4 protein-coding genes are annotated in these 22,111 nt (G+C 75.3%); all 4 read left to right on the top strand.

The window, feature by feature from the left end:
• The first annotated feature begins 58 nt into the window (after positions 1-58).
• The 4 genes from Sco07f_RS21065 to Sco07f_RS41115 all read left to right on the top strand — a co-directional run bounded on the left by Sco07f_RS21065 (position 59) and on the right by Sco07f_RS41115 (position 22,105).
• Complete coding sequence (locus Sco07f_RS21065) at positions 59-14,770, top strand: SDR family NAD(P)-dependent oxidoreductase (RefSeq protein WP_244942087.1); 14,712 nt, start codon at positions 59-61, stop codon at positions 14,768-14,770.
• Positions 14,767-18,243: an amino acid adenylation domain-containing protein gene (locus Sco07f_RS21060; RefSeq protein WP_108988772.1), complete on the top strand. Its 3,477-nt coding sequence runs from the start codon at positions 14,767-14,769 to the stop codon at positions 18,241-18,243. Before Sco07f_RS21065 ends, Sco07f_RS21060 begins: the two co-directional genes overlap by 4 nt.
• 65 nt (positions 18,244-18,308) lie before the next feature.
• Positions 18,309-19,442 (top strand): adenine nucleotide alpha hydrolase family protein, encoded by a 1,134-nt coding sequence (locus Sco07f_RS21055; RefSeq protein ID WP_087788849.1) that lies wholly within the window; start codon positions 18,309-18,311, stop codon positions 19,440-19,442.
• Between the two features lie 23 nt (positions 19,443-19,465).
• Complete coding sequence (locus Sco07f_RS41115; protein ID WP_108988771.1) at positions 19,466-22,105, top strand: type I polyketide synthase; 2,640 nt, start codon at positions 19,466-19,468, stop codon at positions 22,103-22,105.
• Positions 22,106-22,111: the final 6 nt, after the last annotated feature.

The following is a 22,111-nucleotide window of genomic DNA, read 5'->3' as shown; positions in this document are numbered from 1 at the left end:
CCGAGCCGGAGCACCGTCTTCCCCAAGTGAGCGCAGGAAAATAAGGAGTGTTGGGTCAGTGAACAACCCGGTTCCGGTGGTCGCCGATACGGACGTCGCCATCATCGGCATGGCCGGGCGCCTTCCCGGCGCCGACGACCTGGACTCCTTCTGGCGCCTGCTGAGCGAGGGCCGCGAGGGCATCACCCGCTTCAGCCGCGAGGAACTGGCGGCGGCGGGGGTGCCCACCCGGCTGCTGGACGACCCGGAGTACGTCCCCGCCCACGGGATCATCCCCGACGTCGACCTGTTCGACACGGGGTACTTCGAGTTCACCCCGGCCGAGGCCGCGATCACCGACCCGCAGCACCGGATCCTGCTCACGGCCGGCCACACCGCCCTGGAACACGCCGGCTACGACCCCGCCCGCTACGACGGACTGATCAGCGTCTACGCCGGCGCGGCCATCAACACCTACCTCCAGCAGCAGGTCCTGCCGCACGTCGACCAGACCACCACCTCCCGGCACTTCGCGGTGATGGTCGGCAACGACAAGGACTTCCTGGCCACCCGGCTGTCGTACAAACTCGACCTCAAAGGCCCCAGCTACGCCGTCCAGACCGCCTGCTCCACCTCCCTCGTCGCCCTCCACCTGGCCTGCCAGGGCCTCGTCAACGGCGAGTGCGACATGGCGCTGGCCGGCGGTGTCACCGTGAAACTGCCGCAGGCCAAGGGGTACCTGTACGAGGAGGGCGCGATCCTGTCCCGGGACGGGCACGTGCGCACCTTCGACGCGGACGCCAGCGGCACCGTCCTCGGCAACGGCGTCGGTGTCCTGGTCCTCAAGCTCCTGCGGGACGCCGTCGCGGACCGGGACACCATCCACGCCGTCATCAAGGGCACGGCCACCAACAACGACGGATCCGGCAAGGTGAGCTTCGCCGCGCCCGGCGCCGCCGGCCAGACCGCCGTCATCCGCGAGGCGCACACCGTCTCCGGCGTCGACCCCCGCACCATCGGCTACGTCGAGGCACACGGCACCGCCACCCGCCTCGGCGACCCGGTCGAGGTCTCGGCGCTGACCCGGGCGTTCCGGGAGGCCACCGCCGACACCGGGTTCTGCGCCATCGGCTCCGTGAAGTCCAACATCGGCCACCTGGACGCCGCCGCCGGTGTCGCGGGCGTGATCAAGACGGTGCTGATGATGAAGCACCGGACGCTGGTACCGACCGTCAACCACACCACCCCCAACCCGGCCATCGACTTCGCCGCCGGCCCCTTCAAGGTGAGCACCGACACCACGCCGTGGACGGGGGACGGCCCGCTGCGCGCCGGCGTCAGCTCCTTCGGCATCGGCGGCACCAACGCCCACGCGGTCCTCCAGGAGGCCCCGCCCGCCCCCGCCACCGGCGACGCACACCGCGCGCGGCAGCTGCTGGTGGTGTCCGCCCGCACCACGACCGCACTGGCCACGGCCGCCGGGAACCTGGCCGCCCACCTCGAAGGCGACGACCCGGCCGCACTCGCCGACATCGCCTACACGCTGGCCGTCGGCCGCCGCGCCCACGAGTACCGGCTCGCCGTCACCGGCACCGACCGCGCCACCCTCGCCCGGGCACTGCGCGACGCCCCGTCCCCCGAGCGGCCCGCGCCCGGCGAGGTCTCCTTCGTCTTCGCCGACGACGTCCCGGACGCGGCGGACCTGGCCGACCGGTGGGCCGCCGCCGAGCCCGCCTTCGCCCGGCACCACGAGGCCGCACTGGCCGCGGGCGCCGACCGGCTCGGCGAGCGGGGACGGGCGTTCGCCGTGCAGTACGCCCTCGGCAAGCTCTGGCTCGGCTGGGGCCTCACCCCGGTCGCGGTGCACGGCGACGGGCTCGCGGCCCGGGCCGCCGCCTGCGTGACCGGGGCACTGCGGCTCGAGGAGGCGCTGACCGGCGACGGCCCGGTACCGCCCGCCGCCCGCGCACGCATCCCCGTGCGCGGCGCCCACGACGAGGTCCGCGGTGTCGCCCTCGGCATCACCGACGGCCCCTGGGACGGCGTGGCCCGCGCCTGGCAGGCCGGCGCCGACGTCGACTGGGCCGCCTGGTTCGAGGGCGAGGAGCGCGGCCGCGTCCCGCTCCCGACCTACCCCTTCGAGGGCCGCCGCTGCTGGCTGACCGGCCCGGACACCGGCGCACCCGCCGAGCCGGTCACCGGCCCCGGCCCGCACCCCATGCTGGACGAGAACGTGTCCACCCTGGACACCCTCGCCTACCGCAGCTCCCGCACCGGCACCGAGTTCTACCTCGCCGACCACCGCGTCGGCACGGAGCCCGTCCTGCCCGCCGCCGGGCAACTGGAACTGGCCCGCGCGGCCGGCGAACTCTCCCTCGGCGGACCGGTCCGGCTGCGCGGAGTCTCCTTCGAGCAGCTGCTCTCCTACGCCACCGGACCGCGCACCGCACTGGTCCAGCTGTGGCGCGAGCGCGACACGGTCGGGTTCGAACTCACCGCCGACGAGCGGGTGGTCGCGGCCGGTGAGATCCACCCCGGAACCGCCGAGCGCCCGGCACCGGCCGACCCGGCCGCCGTCGCCGCCCGCTGCGCCGAACCGGTCGCCCACACCGACTGCTACGACATCCTGCGCGCCCACGGCCTGGACTACGGCCCCCGCATGCGGGCCCTCACCGAGGTCCGCCTCGGCGACGGGGAGGCCCTCGGCACCCTCGAACTGCCCGACGGTGCCTCGCTCGACGGTGTGCTGCTCAACCCCGCCCTCCTGGACGGCGCCCTGCACGCCCTGGTCGTGCTGCTGGCCCGCGCCTACGGCGAGCGCGCCGACGGCTTCCTGCCACTGGCCCTGGGCGAACTCACCGTGCACGCCCCCGTCACCGGGCCCTGCCACGTCCACGTCGAGACCGGCCGGCTGGGGGAGCGGACCGCGCACGCCGACCTCACCGTCGTGGACAGCCACGGCCAGGTCCTGGCCCGCCTGCACGACCTCGCCGTGCGCGTCCTCGGCAAGCCCCGCGAGTCGGCCCTGCTGTCCCGCCGCTGGACCGCCGCGCCCGCCGAGCCCACCGGAGCGCCCCTCGGCGACACGGCCGCCGTCGTCACCGCCGACCCGGCGCGCGGCGCACAGCTCGCCGCGCACCTCACCGCCCTGGGGATCGGCACGGTCGGCCGCGACCTCGACCCGGCCACCGCGCCGGACGTCGTCCTCGTCGACGAACCGACCCCCGAACAGGCGCTCCACGTCGTCCGCACGCTCCTCGCCGCCCGCCCCACCGCACCCGTGCGCCTCCTGCTGCTGCACCGCCACGACACCGACGGCCCACGCCCCGAACGCGCCGCACTCGCCGCCTTCGCCCGCACCGTCCGCGCGGAGCACCCCCTCCTCGAAGCGCAGGCCGTCGGCCTCGCCGAGGACGCGGCCGAGGCCGACGCGCTCGCCGGGGAACTGGCCGGCCACGGCCGCGACCCGGAGGTCACCCACACCGGACGGGACCGCCGCGTCCCGCGGGCCGAACCGGTCCAGGCAGCCGCCGGCCCGGCGACCGTCCGCGACGGCGGCGTGTACGTCGTGACGGGCGGCGCCGGCGGACTGGGCCGCGCCGTCGCCGGCCGGCTGCTCTCCCGGGCCGACGCCCGCGTGGTCCTGCTGGGCCGCGGCGAACGGCCCGCCGACCTCGACGAGCGCCTGGTCTACCGCAGCGTCGACGTGTCCGACCCGGACGCCCTGACCGCCCGGCTCGACTCCGTCCGCGAGGAGTTCGGACCGCTCAACGGTGTCGTCCACGCCGCCGGCGTGCTGCGCGACGGCTTCGCCCTGACCAAGTCCGCCGAGGACTTCGCCGCCGTCCTCGCCCCCAAGACGGCCGGACTGCGCGCCCTGGACGCGGCCACCGCCGACGACCCGCTCGACTTCTTCGTCGCCTTCTCCTCCATCGCCGCCCACATCGGCAACCCCGGGCAGACCGACTACGCGTACGCCAACGCCTACCTGGAGGCCTACGCCGAACGGCACGGCCGGATCACCGCGATCGCCTGGCCGATGTGGGCCGAGGGCGGGATGCGCCAGAGCGCCGACGCCGCCGCCGACATCGCCGCCCGCACCGGCTTCGGCGTACTGCCGACGGAGGCCGGCCTCGCCCTGTTCGAGCGGGCCCTCGGCACCCCCGGCGCGCTCGTCGCGGCCTACGGAGACCTCCGCGCCATCACCACCGCGCTCACCGCACCCGTCGCCCGGGCGGCCCGCACCGCCACGGCCACCGCACCCGCCGACGGCGCCGGCCCGCGCGACGAGGCCCTGCGGCTGCTGCGCGAACTCATCGCCGCCGAGACCGGCCTGGACCCGGCGGAACTGGCCGAGGACGCCCCGTTCGACCGGCTCGGCATCGACTCGCTGATGATCGCCAAGCTCAACCGCGAGCTGGACCGGCACTTCGACGCCCTGTCCAAGACCCTGTTCTTCGAGTACGCCACCCCGGGCGAACTCGCCGACTACTTCGCCGAGCACCACGCGGCCGAACTGACCGGCGGCACACCGGCGGCCGCACCCGTCACGCCCGCATCCGTCACGCCGGCGGCCGAGGACACCGCCGCGCGCCCGTCGCGCGCCCCGCGCCGCACCGCACGGCCGGGCGCCGTCGAACCCGCCGGAGTCGCCGAGGACGACAGCGACGCCATCGCCGTCATCGGCCTGGCCGGCCGCTACCCGTCCGCCGACGACCCCGACGAGCTCTGGACCACCCTGGCCGAGGGCCGCGACGCCATCACCGAGATCCCCGCGGAGCGCTGGGACAGCAGCCGCTGGTACGACCCGGACCCGGCGGCTCCCGGCCTCGCCCACACCCGCTGGGGCGGATTCCTGCGCGACGTCGACCGCTTCGACCCGCTCTTCTTCGGCATCTCCCCGCGTCAGGCCGAACTGATGGACCCCCAGGAGCGCCTCTTCCTGCAGAACGCCTGGCACGTACTGGAGGACGCCGGCTACCGCCGCTCCGACCTGGCCGGCCGGCCCGTCGGCGTGTACGTCGGCGTGATGTACGGCGAGTACCAGTTCCACGGTGCCCTGGACGCCCTGCGCGGCGGACGGCCGCTCACCGGCTCGTCCTTCGCCACCATCGCCAACCGGGTCAGCCACGCCCTGAACCTGTCCGGACCGAGCATGGCGCTGGACACCATGTGCTCCTCCTCGCTCACCGCGATCCACCTGGCCTGCGAGAGCCTGCGCCGGGGCGAGAGCGAACTGGCCATCGCCGGGGGCGTCAACGTCTCCGTCCACCCGTACAAGTTCGCCTTCCTCAGCCAGGGCCGCTTCCTGTCCTCCGACGGACGCTGCCGGGCCTTCGGCGCGGGCGGCGACGGCTATGTGCCCGGCGAAGGCGTCGGCGCCGTCCTGCTCAAGCCCTACCGCAAGGCGCTGGCCGACGGGGACCGCATCCACGGCCTGGTCCTGGGCAGCGCCATCAACCACGGCGCCCGGACCAACGGGTACAGCGTGCCCAACCCGCGCGCCCAGCAGCACGCGATCACCACCGCGCTGGAGCGGGCCGGCGTCACCCCGGAGGACATCGGTTACGTCGAGGCGCACGGCACCGGCACCGCCCTGGGCGACCCGATCGAGCTGACCGGCCTCACCCACGCCTACCGGTCCGCCGGGGCCGCGCACGGCACCTGGCCGATCGGCTCGGTCAAGTCCAACATCGGACACCTGGAGTCCGCGGCCGGCATCGCGGGACTCACCAAGGTGCTGCTGCAGTTCCGGCACCGCACCCTGGTGCCCTCGCTGCACTCGGCCGAACTGAACCCCAACATCGACTTCGGGCGTTCCCCGTTCCACGTCCAGCGCGAGCTGTCCGCCTGGCCCGACGGGGACCGGCCGCGCCGGGCCGGCCTCAGCTCCTTCGGCGCGGGCGGCGCCAACGCGCACCTCGTCCTGGAGGAGTCCCCGAACCCCGACCCGGTCACCGACGTACCGGCGGGCGAGCAGCGCACCGGCGAACCCGTGCTGTTCCTCCTCTCCGCCCGCGACGAGGAACGGCTGCGCGCCTACGCCGAGTCGGCCGCCCACTTCGTCCGCACCGAGCACGTGCCGCTCGCCGACCTGTGCTTCACCTCGCAGGTGGGCCGCGAATCCCTCGACGCCCGGCTCGCGGTCGCCGTCACCGAAGGCGGCGAACTCGTCGCCGCCCTGCGCCGGTTCGCCGACGGCGGCCCGGCCCCCGACCTCGCCGACGCGGGTCCGCCGACCGAGCCGGCCCGCCGCTGGCTGGGCGGCGCCGACGTGGACTGGGCGGCCTGGCACGCCGGCCGGCCCGGGCCCGCCCCGCGCCGGGTGCGCGCCCCGCGGTACCCGTTCGCCGAGGAGCGCTACTGGATCCCGCTCGACCCCGACCTGGGCACGGCCGCACCGCATCCGCTGGTCGACGCCAACGAGTCCACCGTCACCGAGGTCCGCTTCCGCAAGACCCTGCGCGCACGCGACCCCCTGCTGCGCGATCACGTGATCGAGGGGCGGCCGCTGCTCGCGGGCGCGGCGACGCTGGAGTTCGTCCGCGCCGCCGCCGCGCTCGCCGAGCCCGGCACCCGGCACGCCCTGCGCGAGGTGGTGTGGGGCCGCGCCGTCGAACTCGTCGACGCGGACCTCGAGTTGTACGTCTCCTTCCGCCCGGACGGAGCCGGGCTCGCCTTCGAGGTGTACAGCGGGAACGGTGCCGACCGCACCACCCACGCCCGCGGCGGCGCCGTCCCGGCCCCCACCGCCCCCGATGCCGCCGAGGACCTCGCCGCGCTGCGCGCCCGGCTGTCCGTCGTACGCGACGGGCCCACCGCGTACACCGAGTACGCGGCCGCCGGCTTCGCGTACGGCCCCTCCTTCCAGGTCATCGACGAGATCCGGACCGGGGCCGGCGAGGCGCTGGTCCGGCTGACCCGGAACGGTGCCGCCCCGGACACCCAGCTGCCCCCGGCACTCCTCGACGGAGCCCTGCGGGCCTGCCACTGGACCGGCCGGACCACCGCGCCGCGCGCCGGTGAACTCGCCGTCCCCTTCAGCCTCGGCGCGCTGGACTCCTTCGCCCCGTTGCCCGAGGTCTGCCACGCACACGCCCGGCAGGCCGGCGAGTCGGCGGGCGTGCGCCGCTTCGACCTGACCGTGTACGACGACCGGGGCCACGTGCTCGCCTCCGTACGCGACTTCGCGGGCCGGCTGCCCGGCGCCCGGGCGGCGCTTTCCGGCCCTGCGCCCGCCGCGCCCGCCGCGTCCGTCGCGCCCACCGCGCCCGAGCCCGCATCCGGCGAATCCCGTCTCTACGAGCCGTACTGGCGCCCCGCCGCCGACCCGGAGCCGGCGGACGCCGCCGGGACCCTCGCCCTGCTCGGCCGCCACCCTGAGCTGGAGTCCGAGCTGGCCGCGACCGGCGCGTGGCGGCGTGTCGTCGCCGTCGGCGAGGACACCGGCCGGCTCGCCACCCTCGCCGACGAGGACGGGCTCGACCTGGCCGTCGTGCTCGGCGACGCGGACGACGGCTCGCCCGCCGACCGGCTCGACCGCGCCTGCGACCCCGTCCTGGACGTGCTCGACGCGGCCCGCACCGGCGCGCTGCCCGGCCGGGTGCGGTGCCTGGTGCTGCACACGCAGAACGCCGGAGAGGACCGGCCCGAGTGGGCCGCCCTGGCAGGGTTCGCCCGCTCCACGGGACCCGTCGCGCCGCGCCTGGAACTGCTGACCCTCGGCGTGGACATGGCGGCTCCGGCCGCCGACGTCGCCCGGGCCGTGGCGGTGGAACTGCGCGCCGCACCCCGCGCCGCCGGCCTGGAGGCCCGCCGTACGGCCTCCGGCGAGCGGCAGGTACGGGCCCTGCGCCCGCTCACCGGCCCGGCCCCGCGCCGGGCGAGCACCGCGGCCGACCCGTCCCTGCGCGACGGGGGCGTGTACGTGGTGACCGGCGGCGCCGGTGCCATCGGCCGCGTCCTCGCCGAGTATCTGGCCCGCACCCACGCGGCCAAACTGGTGCTGATCGGCCGGTCCGAGCCCGACGAGCGGACCCGCGCCTGGCACCGCACGCTGACCGGCCTCGGCGGCGAGGTGCTCGCGCTGCGCGCCGACGTGGCCCGGGCCGACGAACTCGACGCGGCGCTGGCCGCCGCCCGGGACCGGTTCGGCGCCCTGCACGGCGTGTTCCACCTGGCGGGCGTCGCCGACGAGGGCCGCGCCGACGGCGACCGGGAGCGCTTCGCCCGGCTGCTCGGTGCCAAGACGCACGGCCTGGTCCACCTGGACCGGCTGACCCGGGAGGACCCCCTCGACCTTTTCGTGGTCTTCTCCTCCGTCTCCTCGCTCATCGGGGACTTCGGAGCGGCCGGCTACGCCACCGCCAACCGCTTCGCCGACCTCTACACGGTGCTCCGCGACCGCCGGGTGCGCCGTGGCGAGGGACACGGCCACAGCCTGTCCCTGGCCTGGCCGCTCTGGGCGGTCGGCGGGGTCGACGGGCTCGTCCGCGAGGAGGAACTGGCCGCGTACACCCGCCGCAGCGGGATGCGGGCGCTCACCGCGGAAGCGGGCCTCGACCTCCTCGCCCGCTCCTTCACCGCCGGTGCCTCGTGGCTCGTGCCCGCCTGGGGCGACCCGGCGGCCGTCGACGCCGCCCTGACGGGTGCACCCGAACCGTCCCGGTCCGTCGCGCCGGCGCCCGTCGTGACCGACAGCGCGGGCCGGCTCCGGGACCGGCTGGTGGAGCACCTGCGCGAGGTCCTCGCCGGTGTGCTCAAGCTGCCCGCCGGGCGGCTCGACAGCCGGGTCCCGCTGGACGACTACGGCCTGGACTCGGTACTGGTCATGGAGTCCAACTCACTGCTGGGCAAGGACTTCCCGGGCCTGCGCGGCACCGTCTTCTTCGAGTTCCGGACCGTCGACGAGCTGGCCGGCCACATCCTCACCGAGCAGGCCGAGGCCGTCACCCGGCTGTTCCCCGAGGAGACCGAGCCGCCGCGGCAGGAGACACCGCCGTCGGGGCAGCAACCCGGCGCGCTTCCCACGCCCACTCCCACGCCCGCGCCCGCCCCGGTACCGCACACCCCGGCCGCCCGCCCGGACGCCGACGAACCGATCGCCATCATCGGCATCAGCGGCCGCTACCCCCAGGCGGACACCCTGGAGGAGTTCTGGCGCAACCTCGCCGAGGGCCGCGACTGCGTCACCGAGGTCCCCGCGGACCGCTGGGACGCCGACGCCCTCTACGACGCGGACCCGGCCGCTCCGGGCCGCAGTTACGGCCGTTGGGGCGGCTTCCTGTCGGACGTCGACTCCTTCGACTCGCTGTTCTTCCAGATCGCGCCCAAGCAGGCCCGCACGATGGACCCGCAGGAGCGGCTCTTCCTGGAGACGGCCTGGTCGGCGCTGGAGGACGCCGGTTACCCGCCGTCGCGGATCCCGGCGCCCCGCCACGGCGGCCAGGGCCACGACGTCGGCGTGTTCGTCGGCGTCATGTGGGACGACTACGCGATCCTCGCCGCCGCCGAGTCGGCCCGCGGCAACCACCAGGTCGTGCTGGCCAACCGTTCCGCCATCGCCAACCAGGTCTCCTACTTCGGCGACTTCCGCGGCCCGAGCATGGTGATCGACACCGCCTGCTCGGCGTCCCTGGTCGCCGTGCACCAGGCCTGCGAGAGCATCCGCCGGGGCGAGTGCGCGTACGCCGTCGCCGGCGGCGTCAACGTCGCCGTGCACCCCGACAAGTACGTGCACCTCAGCCACAAGACCATGCTGTCCACCGACGGCCGCTGCCGGGCCTTCGGCGCGGACGGTACCGGGTACGTGCCCGGCGAGGGCGTCGGCGCGGTCGTGCTCAAGCGGCTGTCGGACGCGGTCCGCGACGGCGACACCGTGCACGCCGTGATCCGTGCCGACGCCGTCAACCACGGAGGCCGCACCAGCGGCTACACCGTGCCCAACCCGCAGGCCCAGCAGGCGCTCGTGGAACAGGCGCTGGCCGGTGCGGGCATCGACGCCCGCACCATCGGCTGCGTCGAGGCGCACGGCACCGGCACCGCCCTGGGCGACCCGATCGAGCACACCGCGCTGGCCCAGGCCTTCGCCCGGCACACCGGCGACACGGGATTCTGCGCGCTCGGCTCGGTGAAGTCCGCGATCGGCCACCTGGAGGGCGCCGCCGGGATCGCCGGGCTCACCAAGGCCGTCCTGCAACTGCGCCACGGCACACTGCTGCCCACCCTGCACGCCGAGGAGCTCAACCCGGTCATCGACTTCGAGAACTCGCCGTTCACCGTGCAGCGGGAGACGGCCCCGTGGCCGCGCGCGTACGACGGCGACGGCCGTCCGCTGCCGCGCCGCGCCGCCGTCAGCTCGTTCGGGGCGGGCGGCACCAACGCCCACGTCGTCGTGGAGGAGTACCTGGCCCCCGAGCCGGCCCCGGCCGGGCCCGAGCGGGCGGAGCTGATCGTCCTGTCCGCCCGCGACGAGGACCGGCTGCGCGCCCGCGCGGCGGACCTGGGCCGCGTCCTCTCCCAGCCGGGCGCCCCGAGGCTGACCGACGTCGCCCACACCCTGCGCGTGGGCCGCGACCCCCTCGCCGTACGGCTGGCGTTCGTCGCCGCCGACCTCGCGGACGCCGCCGGCAGGCTCGCCGCCGTCGGCCGTGGCGAGGGCGGCCAGTGGCTGCACCGGGGCCGGGTGGAGCAGCACCCGCCGCTGGCCGGGCTGCTGACCGACGGCGTCGGCGGCGAGGACTTCCTCGCCCACCAGATCGCGGCCGGCGCCGACGACCTCCTCGGCCGGCTGTGGGTCTCGGGCGTCAGCGTCGACTGGGATTTGCTGCACCGCCTGCGTCCCGCCGAGCGCCGCCGCGTGCCCCTGCCGACGTACCCCTTCGAGCGGGTGCGGCACTGGCTCGACACCACGCCCGCCCCCGCCCCTGCCCCCGCGGAGGGCCCGCGCCGGTGGGAGCGCCGGCTCGCCGCCGACGAGCCGGTGCTGCGCGACCACGTGGTCGACGGGCGGCCCGTCCTGCCCGGCGTCGGCCACCTGGACCTGGTCGCCGAGGCGAGCGGGGGACTGGCCGGGCGGGCCTGCGCGGACGTCCGCTGGGTCGTCCCGCTGGCCCCGAGCGGCCCCGAGGAGACGGTGGCGGTGACCTTCGACGGCGACCGGTACGAGATCCGCGGCGCCGACGACGCCGTACGCTCCTACGGCCGCCTCGCCGCCGCCCCGCCCGCACCCGCCGCCCTCGACGTCACCGCGTTGCGCGCCCGCCTGGACGAAGGCCCGGGCGAGGCCTCCTTCTACCGTGCGCTGGCCGGGCAGGGACTGCCCTACGGGCCGTTCTTCCGCCGCGTGAGGCAGGTGTGGACCGGCCGGGACGAGGTGCTCGGCCGGATCGGCGAGCCCACCGGTGACGACCCGGCGCACGCCCTGCACCCGGGCGTCCTGGACGCCGCCCTGCACACCGTCGCCGCCCTGCTGGTCCGCCGCCGGGGCGAACACGCCCGGCCGATGCTGCCGTTCGCGGCCGACCGCGTCGAGGTGTTCGGCGCCGTCCCCACGACCGGCTGGTCCCACGTCAGGGAGACCGGAACCGACCGCTGCGAGGTGCTGCTCTGCGACGACGCCGGAGCGGTGCGGGTCCGGTTCGAGGGCCTGACCTACCGCGAGGCCAAGCCGTCCGCGGTGGTCGTGCACCGGCCCGTGTGGACCGCCCGGCCCGCCGAGGAGCGAGCCGCGGCCGCCCGCGGCGTGCTGCTGGTCGGGGAGCGGCTGGACACCGAGCCCGCCGTCGGCATCGCCCGCGCCCACCACGGCGCCGACGTACGACGGCTCCCGGTGGGCCCCGACGGCCTCTCGGACTCCGAACTCGACCGTGCCCTGACCGGGCCCGGCGCACCGGACCTGGTCTACTTCCTCGCCACGGCTCCCGGCCGCGAGCCGGCCGGCCGCACCGAGCTGCGCGCCCTGACCGACCGGGGCCCGGTCGCCCTGTACCGGCTGGTGCGGGCGCTGGACCGGCACGGCCTGCTGGAGCGCGAGACGCGCCTGAAGGTCGTCACCACCGGCGTCCACCCGCTGGAGGCGGGCGACGCATCCTCCCCGTGGGCCGCCGGGACCGCCGGCCTGGCCGCCGTCGCGGCCAAGGAGTTCCCCGCGCTGCGCGTGGCGCTCGTCGACGTACGCGCGGCGGAGGCCGCCCAGGCGGCCGGCGCGATCGTCGCCGAGCCGTTCCCGGCCCGGCCGGTGCCGGTGTCGCTGCGTGCGGGCGTCCGCCGGGTGCGAGCCCTGGAACGGGTCGAACTGCCAGCCGCCGCACCCCGGTTCCGCCCGGGCGGCGTCTACCTGGTCGTCGGCGGGTTCGGGGCCGTCGGCCGGGACACCTGCCGGCACCTGGCCCGCGCCTACGGAGCGAAGCTGGTCGTGGTCGGCCGCTCCCCGCTCGACGAGACCCGGCGGCAGACCGTCGCGGAGCTGGAGAAGGCGGGCGCCGAGGTCCGCTACCTGGCCCTCGACGCCACCGACCCGGGGGAGCTGAAGGAGGCCGTCGATCTCGCCGTACGGGAGTTCGGCGCCCTGCACGGGGTGATCAACGCCGCGATGGTGCTGGTCAACCAAGTGCTGAGGGAGCTGCCGGAGGACGGGCTGCGGGCCGCCCTGGAGTCCAAGACCGACGCGACCTGGAGCCTGCTGCGGGCGGTGCGCGAGGTGCCGCTGGACTTCGCACTCCTCTACTCGTCCGGCGTGGCCTTCGAGGGCAACCACGGCCAGGCCGGCTACGCCGCCGGCTGCACCTTCGCCGACGCCTTCGCCCTGCACGCCGCCCGTACCCTGCCCTTCCCGGTGCGGGTCCTCAACCTCGGCTACTGGCACGCGGGCGGCGACCCGGAGCGGGAGCGGGTGCTGCGCCGCTTCGGCGCCGCTGGCATCCGGCCGCTGAGCGCCGAGCAGGGCATGACCGTCGTCGAGCGGACCCTCGCGGCCGGGCTGTCCCAGGTGTTCGCCCTGGACGCCGACCGGCCCATCCTGGACAACCTCGGTATCGACCCCGACCGCACCCTGCGCGTGCTGCCGGGCGGTGCGCGGGGCCCGCTGCCCGAGGTCCGCTTCCCCGGCGCCCCCGGGGAGGACCGTGAACTGGTCGCGCACCAGCGTGCGGTGGCCGAGGCGGAGGAGCTGGCGCTGCGCCTGCTGGCGTCGGTGCTCGACCGGGCGGGACTGTTCGGCGCGGGCGAGGCCTCCCGGGAGGAACTCGCCGCCCACCTGGGCGTGGTGCCCGAGCACGCCGCGCTGTTCCGGGCGCAGCTGGACATGCTGGCCGAGGCGGACTGGCTGACCGCCACGGACGGGGACCGTCTGCGTCCGACCCGCCGCAGGACCACCCCCGAGCATGAACTCGGCGCCGCCTTCACGCAGTTGGCGGAGCGCCATCCGTCCCTCGCGCCGGTCGTCACGCTCCTCGGTGACTGCCTGACCGCACTGCCCGACGTACTCACCGGCCGCCGCCCCGCCATGGAGGTCCTCTTCCCCGACGGCTCCGCCGAGCGGGTGGCCGCCGTCTACCGGGGCGACCCGGTCACCGACCGCTGCAACGAGGAGGTGGCGCGGCTCGTCGTCGAGCAGGTCGAGGCACGCCGGGCGGCCGATCCCGCCGCTCCGGTGCGGATCCTGGAGATCGGCGCCGGCACGGGCGGCACCACGGCGGCCGTGCTCGCCGCCCTCGCCCCCTGCGGCGACGGCGTCGAGTACGTCTTCACCGACGTCTCCCCGGCCTTCGTCCGCAAGGCCAGGAACCGCTTCGGCACGCGGTACCCCTTCGCCCGCTTCGAGACGCTGGACATCGAGGCGGACGCGGCCGGGCAGGGCGTGACCCCAGGCGTCCACGACGTGGTGCTCGCCACCAACGTGCTGCACGCCACCCGGCGGCTGTCCGACACGCTGACCGGGGCCAAGCGGCTGCTGCGGCGGGGCGGTGCCCTGCTGCTGGTGGAGGGCACGCGGGCGCGGCACCAACTGGCGCTCGTCTTCGGCCTGACGACCGGCTGGTGGCTGTTCTCGGACCCGGAGCAGCGCATGCCCCGCTCCCCGCTGGCCAGCGAGCGCCAGTGGCGTGACGCGCTGGCCGCGTGCGGCTTCACCGACATCAGCGCCGCCGCCCCGACGACGGAGGCCGGGCCGGCCTTCCAGAGCGTCCTCGCCGCCGTCAGCGACGGCGTGGTGCCCGGCCCCGGGCAGGCTCCGGCGGCCGGGCGCGAGCCGGCACGGACCTCGGGACCGGCCACCGCGCCCGCTTCCCCCGCGGCTCCGGTCGCCCTCGCCTCCCCGGCCACCGCGGCCTCCCCGGCTTCCCCGGCCACCCCGGCCTCTCAGGACGACACCCTGCGCCAGGTGACGGACGTCTTCGCCCGCGTCCTGGAGATGACCCGCGACCAGCTCGACCCCGACCTCACCTTCGAGAACTACGGGGTGGACTCGCTGGTGGTCCTGGAGCTGACCCGCGCCCTGGAAGCCGTCTACGGCCCTCAGCCGGCGACCCTGCTGTTCGAGCGGATCACCATCCGTCAGCTGGCCGGGCACTTCGGCCCCCGGGCGCACAGCCCGGAGGCCCCCGGCGCCCCCGCCACCACCGCCGTCGCCGCCCAGCCCACCACCCCCCAGCCCACCACCCCCGCAGGGCCCGGACCCGCCCCGGCCGGCGACGCCGAGCGTCTGGTCGCGGGCCTGTCCGACGCAGCCGTCGACGAGCTGCTGGCCGAACTGCTCCCCCAGCGCGGGGAGTCCGAAGGAGGCCGACGATGACTGCCGAGCCGTTCAGCTGTGTCGTGATCGGTGAGGAGACCCTCCTCGTCGAGTGCACCAGGCTGCTCGTGGCCCGCGGACACACGGTGGCCGCCGTGGTGTCACCCGCCAGCGAGCTGCTCGACTGGGCCGGGGAGGAGGGGCTGCCCGCCGTACCGTTCGGCGCGGACCTCGCCGAGCGGTTGGCCCCGCTGCGCTTCGACTACCTGTTCAGCATCGCCAACCTCCGGATGCTCCCGGAGGAGGTGCTCGCCCTGCCCGCTCGGCTGCCCGTCAACTTCCACGACGGTCCGCTGCCCAGGCACGCGGGTCTCTTCGCCACCAGCTGGGCCATCCTCGACGGCGACAAGCAGCACGGCGTCACCTGGCACGTGATGCACCTGGAGGCCGACGCCGGCGACGTGCTCAAGCAGCGCACGGTGCCCGTCGACCCGGCGGCCACCGTGCACGACCTCGACGTCGCCTGCTTCGAGGCGGGCGTCGAGTCCTTCGCCGAACTCGTCGACGAACTGGCCGCCGGCACGGTCGTCCGCACGCCGCAGGACCTGGACCTGCGTACCTACCACGGCCGGTACGACGGCCTGCCCCGAGGCGGCGTGTTCGACTGGCGCAGGCCCGCCGCCGAACTGGACGCACTGGTGCGGGCCACCGCGTTCGGGCGCCGCCGCAACGACCTCGGCACGGCGCTGCTCGTCCACGGCGACGACCTGCTGGCGGTCCGCGCCGTGGAGGTCACCGACCGGCCCTCCACCGCCGAACCCGGCACCGTCGTCGACGCCGGCCCCGACGCCCTCACCGTGGCCACCGGCGACCAGGACGTCCGCCTCACCGACCTCGCCACCCTGGCCGGGGAACGACTCGACCCCGTCGCCCTGGCCGGGGCACTCGACGGCCGCTTCCCGCAGCCGACCGACGCGGCCGTCGCCGAACTCGCGGAGGCCGCCCGCGCCGCCCACCGCCAGGAGCGCCGCTGGCTGCGCACCCTGCGGTCGCTGCGACCGGTCCTCCCGCCGAGGTTCGGCCCGAGGAACCCGGTGGCCCGCCCGGCGGGCCCGGTCGTGCTGCCCGAGGCCCTGCGCGAGCGGGGAACCGAGCCCGAGCGGCCCGCCCTCGCCGCCGCCCTGGCCTTCCTCGTCCGGCTCACCCGTGGCGACGAGCGGCATGTCGCCGTGTCCGTCCCGCGGACGGCCTCCCCGGCCGCCTCCGGCATCCTCGCGCCCGACGTGCCCCTGCACGTCCCGGAAGGTCTGCCCGACCTGACCCTCTCCGGCCTCACCGAACTGATCGGCACCGCGCTCGACGGACTCCGGGACCGCCCGCCGTACCGGCGTGACCTGCCCCTTCGTCACCCGGAGCTGACCGGTGCCGCCCGCACCGGGCTGCCCGTCGCCGTCGTACTGCCCGGTGGCGCGGCCGAACCGGGCGACCGGCCGCTGACCGTCCGCGTCGGCGCCGACGGAGCCGTCGGCTTCCACGCGGGTGCCGGACTGACCGCGGACCACGAGCGCTGGCTCGCCGGCCACTTCGCCGCCTTCCTCGACGCCCTCGCCGCCGATCCCCGCCGCCCCCTCGGCACCGCCGACCTGCTCGTACCCGAGGAGCGGGAACAGCTGCTCGGCCGGTGGAACGACACCGACGAGGACTATCCGCGCGAGGCGACCGTGACCCGGCTGGTCACCGACATCGCCTGCGCGGCACCGGACACCACCGCCGTCCGCTTCCAGGACCGTGCCCTCACCTACGGCGAACTCGACGAGGCCGCCGACCGGCTGGCCCGGCACCTCGCCGGCCTCGGCGCGGGCCCCGGCACGGTCGTCGGCGTCCATCTGGAGCGCTCGCCCGAACTGCTGGTCGGCCTGCTCGCCGTCCTGCGCACCGGCGCCGCCTACGTGCCGATCGACCCGATCTACCCACCCGCCCGGATCGACCACATGCTCCAGGACTCCGGCGCCCGCCTGGTCGTGACCGACGAGACGCTGGGCGGCACTCTGACGGAGTTCCCGGTGACCCCGGTACCGGTCACCAGCGCGCTCACCGCCGGGCCGGCGGCGGCCCCGCTCGACCGCTCCGACCCGGACGCCCCCGCCTACGTGATCTACACCTCCGGCTCCACCGGCCTGCCCAAGGGCGTCCAGGTCGGCCACCGGGCGCTGGTCAACTTCCTGTGGACCATGGCCCGCAGGCCCGGCTTCGGCTCCCGGGACTCGCTGCTCGCGCTGACCACCGTGTGCTTCGACATCGCGGGTCTGGAGCTGTACCTGCCGCTGGTGCGGGGCGGCACCGTGGAGGTCCTCCCGGCCGCCGAGGCCGCCGACGGCGTCGCCCTGCGCGAGCGCGTGGAACGCTCCGCGCCCACCGTCCTCCAGGCCACCCCGACCACCTGGCAGATGCTGCTCGCCGCCGGCTGGACGGGCGATCCGGCACTGCGGGCGCTGTGCGGAGGCGAACCGCTTCCCCCAGAGCTGGCCGCTCGACTCGCGCCCCGGGTCGGCGCGTTGTTCAACATGTACGGCCCGACCGAGACCACCATCTGGTCCACCGTGGACCGGGTGCCGCCCGGCGAGGCGGCCACCATCGGCCGGCCCGTCGGCAACACCCGCTGCCACGTCCTCGACGAGCGCGGTGTCCCCGTCCCGCCCGGCATCCCCGGCGAGCTGTACCTGTCCGGCGACGGTGTCGCCGACGGCTACCTCGGCCGGCCCGAGCTGACCGCCGAACGCTTCGTCACCGCTCCCGGCGACGGCACCGGCCGCGCCTACCGCACCGGCGACCTGGTACGCCACCTGCCCGACGGCCGCCTGGAGTACCTGGAGCGGATCGACGGCCAGATCAAGCTGAACGGCTACCGGATCGAACTCGGCGAGGTGGAGTCCGCCCTGCGCCGGCTGCCCGGCGTCACCGTCGCCGTCGCCGTCGTCCGTGAGGACCGGCCCGGGGAACGCCGCCTGGCCGGCTACCTGGTCGGCCCGGCAGACCCGCTCGACGCCGCCGCACTGCGCGCCGCCCTCGGCGAGCGACTGCCCGCCTACATGGTCCCCTCCGCCCTCGTCGCCCTGCCCCGGCTGCCGCTCACCCCGAACGGCAAGGTCGACCGCAAGGCCCTGCCCAAGCCCGGCGTCGGCCGCGTCGCCGGCGGCGGGGCCGACATCCGCACCGACCTGGAGCGGCGCATCGCCCAGGTCTGGTGCGAGGCGCTCGGCCTGGAGCGGGTCGGTGCCGAGGACAACTTCTTCGACGTCGGCGGCGATTCGCTGCGCCTGACGTCCGTGGTGGCGACCCTGCGCGAGAGGCTGGACCTCCGGGTCACCCGCCTCGACATGTTCGGCCATCCGACCGTACGGGCCATGGCCGCCCATGCGGGCCGGGCCGACGACGCCGGCCGTCCCGCCGAGCCCGCCGGGTCCCGGCCCCGGCGCTCCCGCGACACGGCGGCGCTCGCCCGTCGCCGCGACCGCAGGGGGCGGCGCCCGTGACCGGCCGGCCCGACGCCACCACGCCCACAGCACAACCCGATCCGTCCGTATCACCAGGGGGTTCCGTGTCCAGTTGCCAGGTCTGCTCGCTCAAGGCCGGTCATCCGGGAGTGGTTCTCGACGACCAGGGGGTGTGCAACCTGTGCAACCTGGACTTCGCCGAGGACCTGCTCGTCAACTACCGGTACACCAGCGAGGTGTTCACCGAGTTCCAGCAGGCGCCGCCCGGCACCGGCGAGTACGACTGCCTGTTCATGTACAGCGGCGGCAAGGACAGCACGTACATGCTGGACAAGTTCGCCAACGAGTACGGCAAGCGGGTGCTGGCCTTCACCTTCGACGTGCCCTTCGAGAGCGAGCACGCCGCCCAGAACATCGCACTGGCCCGGGAGAAGATCCCGGCGACGTTCGTCCTCGACGCCGACGACGACAACATCAAGCTGATGATGCGCGAGGTGTTCAACCGTCCCGCGCCGAAGAAGCCCGGCAAGTACCTCGACGAGAAGCTGCCCTGCGTCTCCTGCCGCACCTTCTTCGTGCTGCGCGCGATCCTCATGGCGTACCGCCAGAAGATCCCGTACATCGCGCTCTGCGCCGACCCGCAGCAGATCCTCACCATGGAGTCCAACGTCCGGGAGATCGTGCGCGACTTCTACAAGACGTTCGGCGAGCGCCTCGTCGACACGCTCTTCGGCGGGCAGCTGGAGGAGCTGCTCTTCGACGACGACGAGAACCTGCCGAAGATCGTCTTCCCGTTCATCGCCATGCGGCACGAGTACGACCCCGACCGCATCGTCGAGGAACTGCGCGCCAAGGGCCTCTACCAGTCGTCGCCGATGGAGACCCACTGCACGCTCTTCCCGCTGCTGAACTACTACTCGTACTCGAACTTCGACTGCATGTTCTACAAGCTCAACGCGTCCAGCCACGTGCGGTCCGTCAAGCGCAACGCCTCCTACGACCGCAACACCTTCAGCATCAAGTTCCCGCGCTCGCTCGACCTCGCCGACGTGGAGGACCGGCTCGGCAAGGTCGTCAAGGAGATCGCGGCGGGCGAGGGCGACCGCGACGAGCAGGAGCGCAGCCTCGTCGACCTCTTCCAGCGCATGGACGCCTCCGAGGACGCCGCACGCTTCGTCGCCCGCAGCTTCCTCGACATGCGATCCGTCGCCGCCGACCTCGGCATCCGGCTGAGCTGACACCGAGCAGGAGAACCCACACCATGACGCTTTCCGACTCCGACGTCGCCATCATCGGCATGGCCTGCCGCTTCCCGGGCGCCGACTCCGTCGACCGCTTCTGGGACGTCCTCAGCCAGGGCCGCGAGACACTGACCCGGTACACCGACGAGGAACTCCTCGCCGCCGGCGTCCCCGCCGCCCGGCTGGCCGACCCGCGCTACGTGAAGGCCGCCCAGACCGTCCCCGGCACCGACCTGTTCGACTCCGGGCTGTTCCAGTTCACCCAGGACGAGGCCGAGATCCTCGACCCGCAGCACCGGGTCTTCCTGGAGTGCTCCCTGGAAGCCCTGGAGCGGGCCGGCTACGACCCCGAGCGCACCGACGCCCAGATCGGCGTCTACGCCGGCGCCGGCATGAACACCTACCTGCTGCACAACCTGGGCGAGCGCTACCGGGCCGCGTCCTCCGTGGACCACTACCGGCTGATGCTCGCCAACGACAAGGACTTCCTCGCCACCCGGGTGTCGTACAAGCTCAACCTGACCGGCCCCAGCGTCAACGTCAACACCGCCTGCTCCACCTCGCTGGTCGCGCTGCACACCGCCTGCCTCGCGCTGATCGGCGGCGAGTGCGACATGGCCCTGGTGGGCGCGGTCCACCTCAACCCGCCGGGCCAGGGGTACCAGTACCAGGAAGGCATGATCTTCTCGCCCGACGGCCACTGCCGCGCCTTCGACGCCGAGGCCCGCGGCACCGTGATCGGCAGCGGCGCCGGAGCGGTCGTCCTCAAGCGGCTGAAGGAGGCGCTCGCCGACGGCGACTGGATCCACGCCGTCGTCAAGGGCTCGGCCATCAACAACGACGGCTCCGGCAAGACCGGTTACACCGCGCCCAGCATCTCCGGGCAGGCCGCCGTCGTCGCCGACGCCCAGGAGGTCGCCGACGTCGAGCCGGAGACCATCGGCTACGTCGAGGCGCACGGCACCGGCACGCCGCTCGGCGACCCCATCGAGGTCGCCGCGCTCACCGAGGCCTTCCGCGAAGGCACCGACCGGTCCGGGTACTGCGCGCTCGGCTCGGTGAAGACCAACATCGGGCACCTGGACACGGCCGCCGGCATGGCCGGCCTGATCAAGACCGCGCTGATGCTGGAGCACCGCACCCTGGTGCCCAGCCTGCACTTCAGCGAGCCCAACCCGGACATCGACTTCGCGGCCGGCCCGTTCTTCGTCAACACCGAGAAGACCGAGTGGAAGAGCGTCACGGGCCCACTGCGCGCCGGCGTCAGCTCCTTCGGCATCGGCGGTACGAACGCCCATGTGATCCTGGAGGAGGGCCCGGCCCGCGGTCGGGCCCCGCAGGAGGACCGGCCGGAGCTGCTGGTCCTCTCCGCCCGCTCCGAGGACGCCCTCGAACAGGCCGCCACCGCGCTGGCCCGCCACCTTCGGGCCCACCCCGGCCTGGACCCGGCCGCCGTCGCCCAGACCCTCGGCCTCGGCCGCCGCGCCCACACCCACCGGCTGGCCCTGGTCGCGGACGGCACCCGCTCCGCCGCCATGGCACTCGCCCTCGGCAACGACGAGCGCATCCGCCGTGGCGCGGGCGGACGCGAGCCGAGCGCCCCCGTCCTCGTCCTGACCGGCACCGGCGCCGACCCGGCCGACGCGGCCGGACTGTACGGGTCGGTGCCCGCCTACCGGGACGCCGCCGACGCCTGTGCCACGGCCCTCGGGCGCCCCGGCGAGGCCGAGGCCCTCCTCGCCGAGGACGGCGCCGTCGCCGCCTGCTGCCACGAGTACGCCCTCGCCACCGCCCTCACCGCCTGGGGCGTGGCACCGGCCGGCCTCGCCGCCACCGGCACCGGCCTCGCCACGGCCGCCGCGCTCACCGAGGCCCTCCCGCTCGCCGACGCCCTCGCCCTGGCCCGCGGCACCGCGCCCCACCGCGTCGACCCGCCCCGGCTGCCCGTCGTGTCGCCGCGCACCGGCAGCTGGATGACCGAGGACGAGGGCCGCGACCCCGCCGTCTGGACCGGCCCGGCCGACGCGACGGCGTCCTGGGACGCGCTGCTCGACGGCACCGGGCGGCACGTGGTCCGCCTCACCCCACCGGACGGCGAACCGGGAGGCCTCACCCACCTGCTCACCCTCGCCGCCGACCAGTGGGTGCTCGGCGCCACCCTCGACTTCACCGCCGTGCACACCGGCCGGGACATCCGCCGGGTGCCCCTGCCCACCCACCGCTTCGAGCGACGGCGTCACTGGGTGGAGCCCGGCGAGCACGGCACCCGGCCCGAGACGGCAGCGGCCGGGGACCGGCTGATCGCCCGCTTCGACCCGGCCGACCCCGAACACAACGTCGAACTGATCCGCGACCACCTCACCGAGTCGATCGGCAAGGTCCTCGGCGGCCGGCACCTCGCCGCGCCCGACACCAACCTCTTCGACCTGGGCCTGGACTCCCTGGTACTCATCGAGGTCGTCGCCAAGCTCGCCGAGGAACTGGGCTTCGAGGTGCAGGCCACCTCCTTCGTCGAGTTCCCCACCATCCGGTCCTTCGTGGACAACCTCGCCGAGCTGATGGGCCTCGCCCCCGGCACGGCCCCGGGCGGCGACGCCCCGGCGCCGCGCACCTCCCGGCGGGCCCAGCGCGCGGCCGCCCGCCACACCGGCCAGGCCTGACCTCCT

Source organism: Streptomyces coelicoflavus, assembly GCF_003112555.1.
GTDB lineage: Bacteria > Actinomycetota > Actinomycetes > Streptomycetales > Streptomycetaceae > Streptomyces > Streptomyces coelicoflavus.
This window is presented reverse-complemented; position numbering and strand designations above follow the sequence as displayed.

Bases quoted from the DNA above. Each gene is read 5' to 3' on its own strand.
- Sco07f_RS21060 (WP_108988772.1), top strand. From the start codon at position 14,767: ATGACTGCCGAGCCGTTCAGCTGTGTCGTGATCGGTGAGGAGACCCTC.
- Sco07f_RS41115 (WP_108988771.1), top strand. From the start codon at position 19,466: ATGACGCTTTCCGACTCCGACGTCGCCATCATCGGCATGGCCTGCCGC.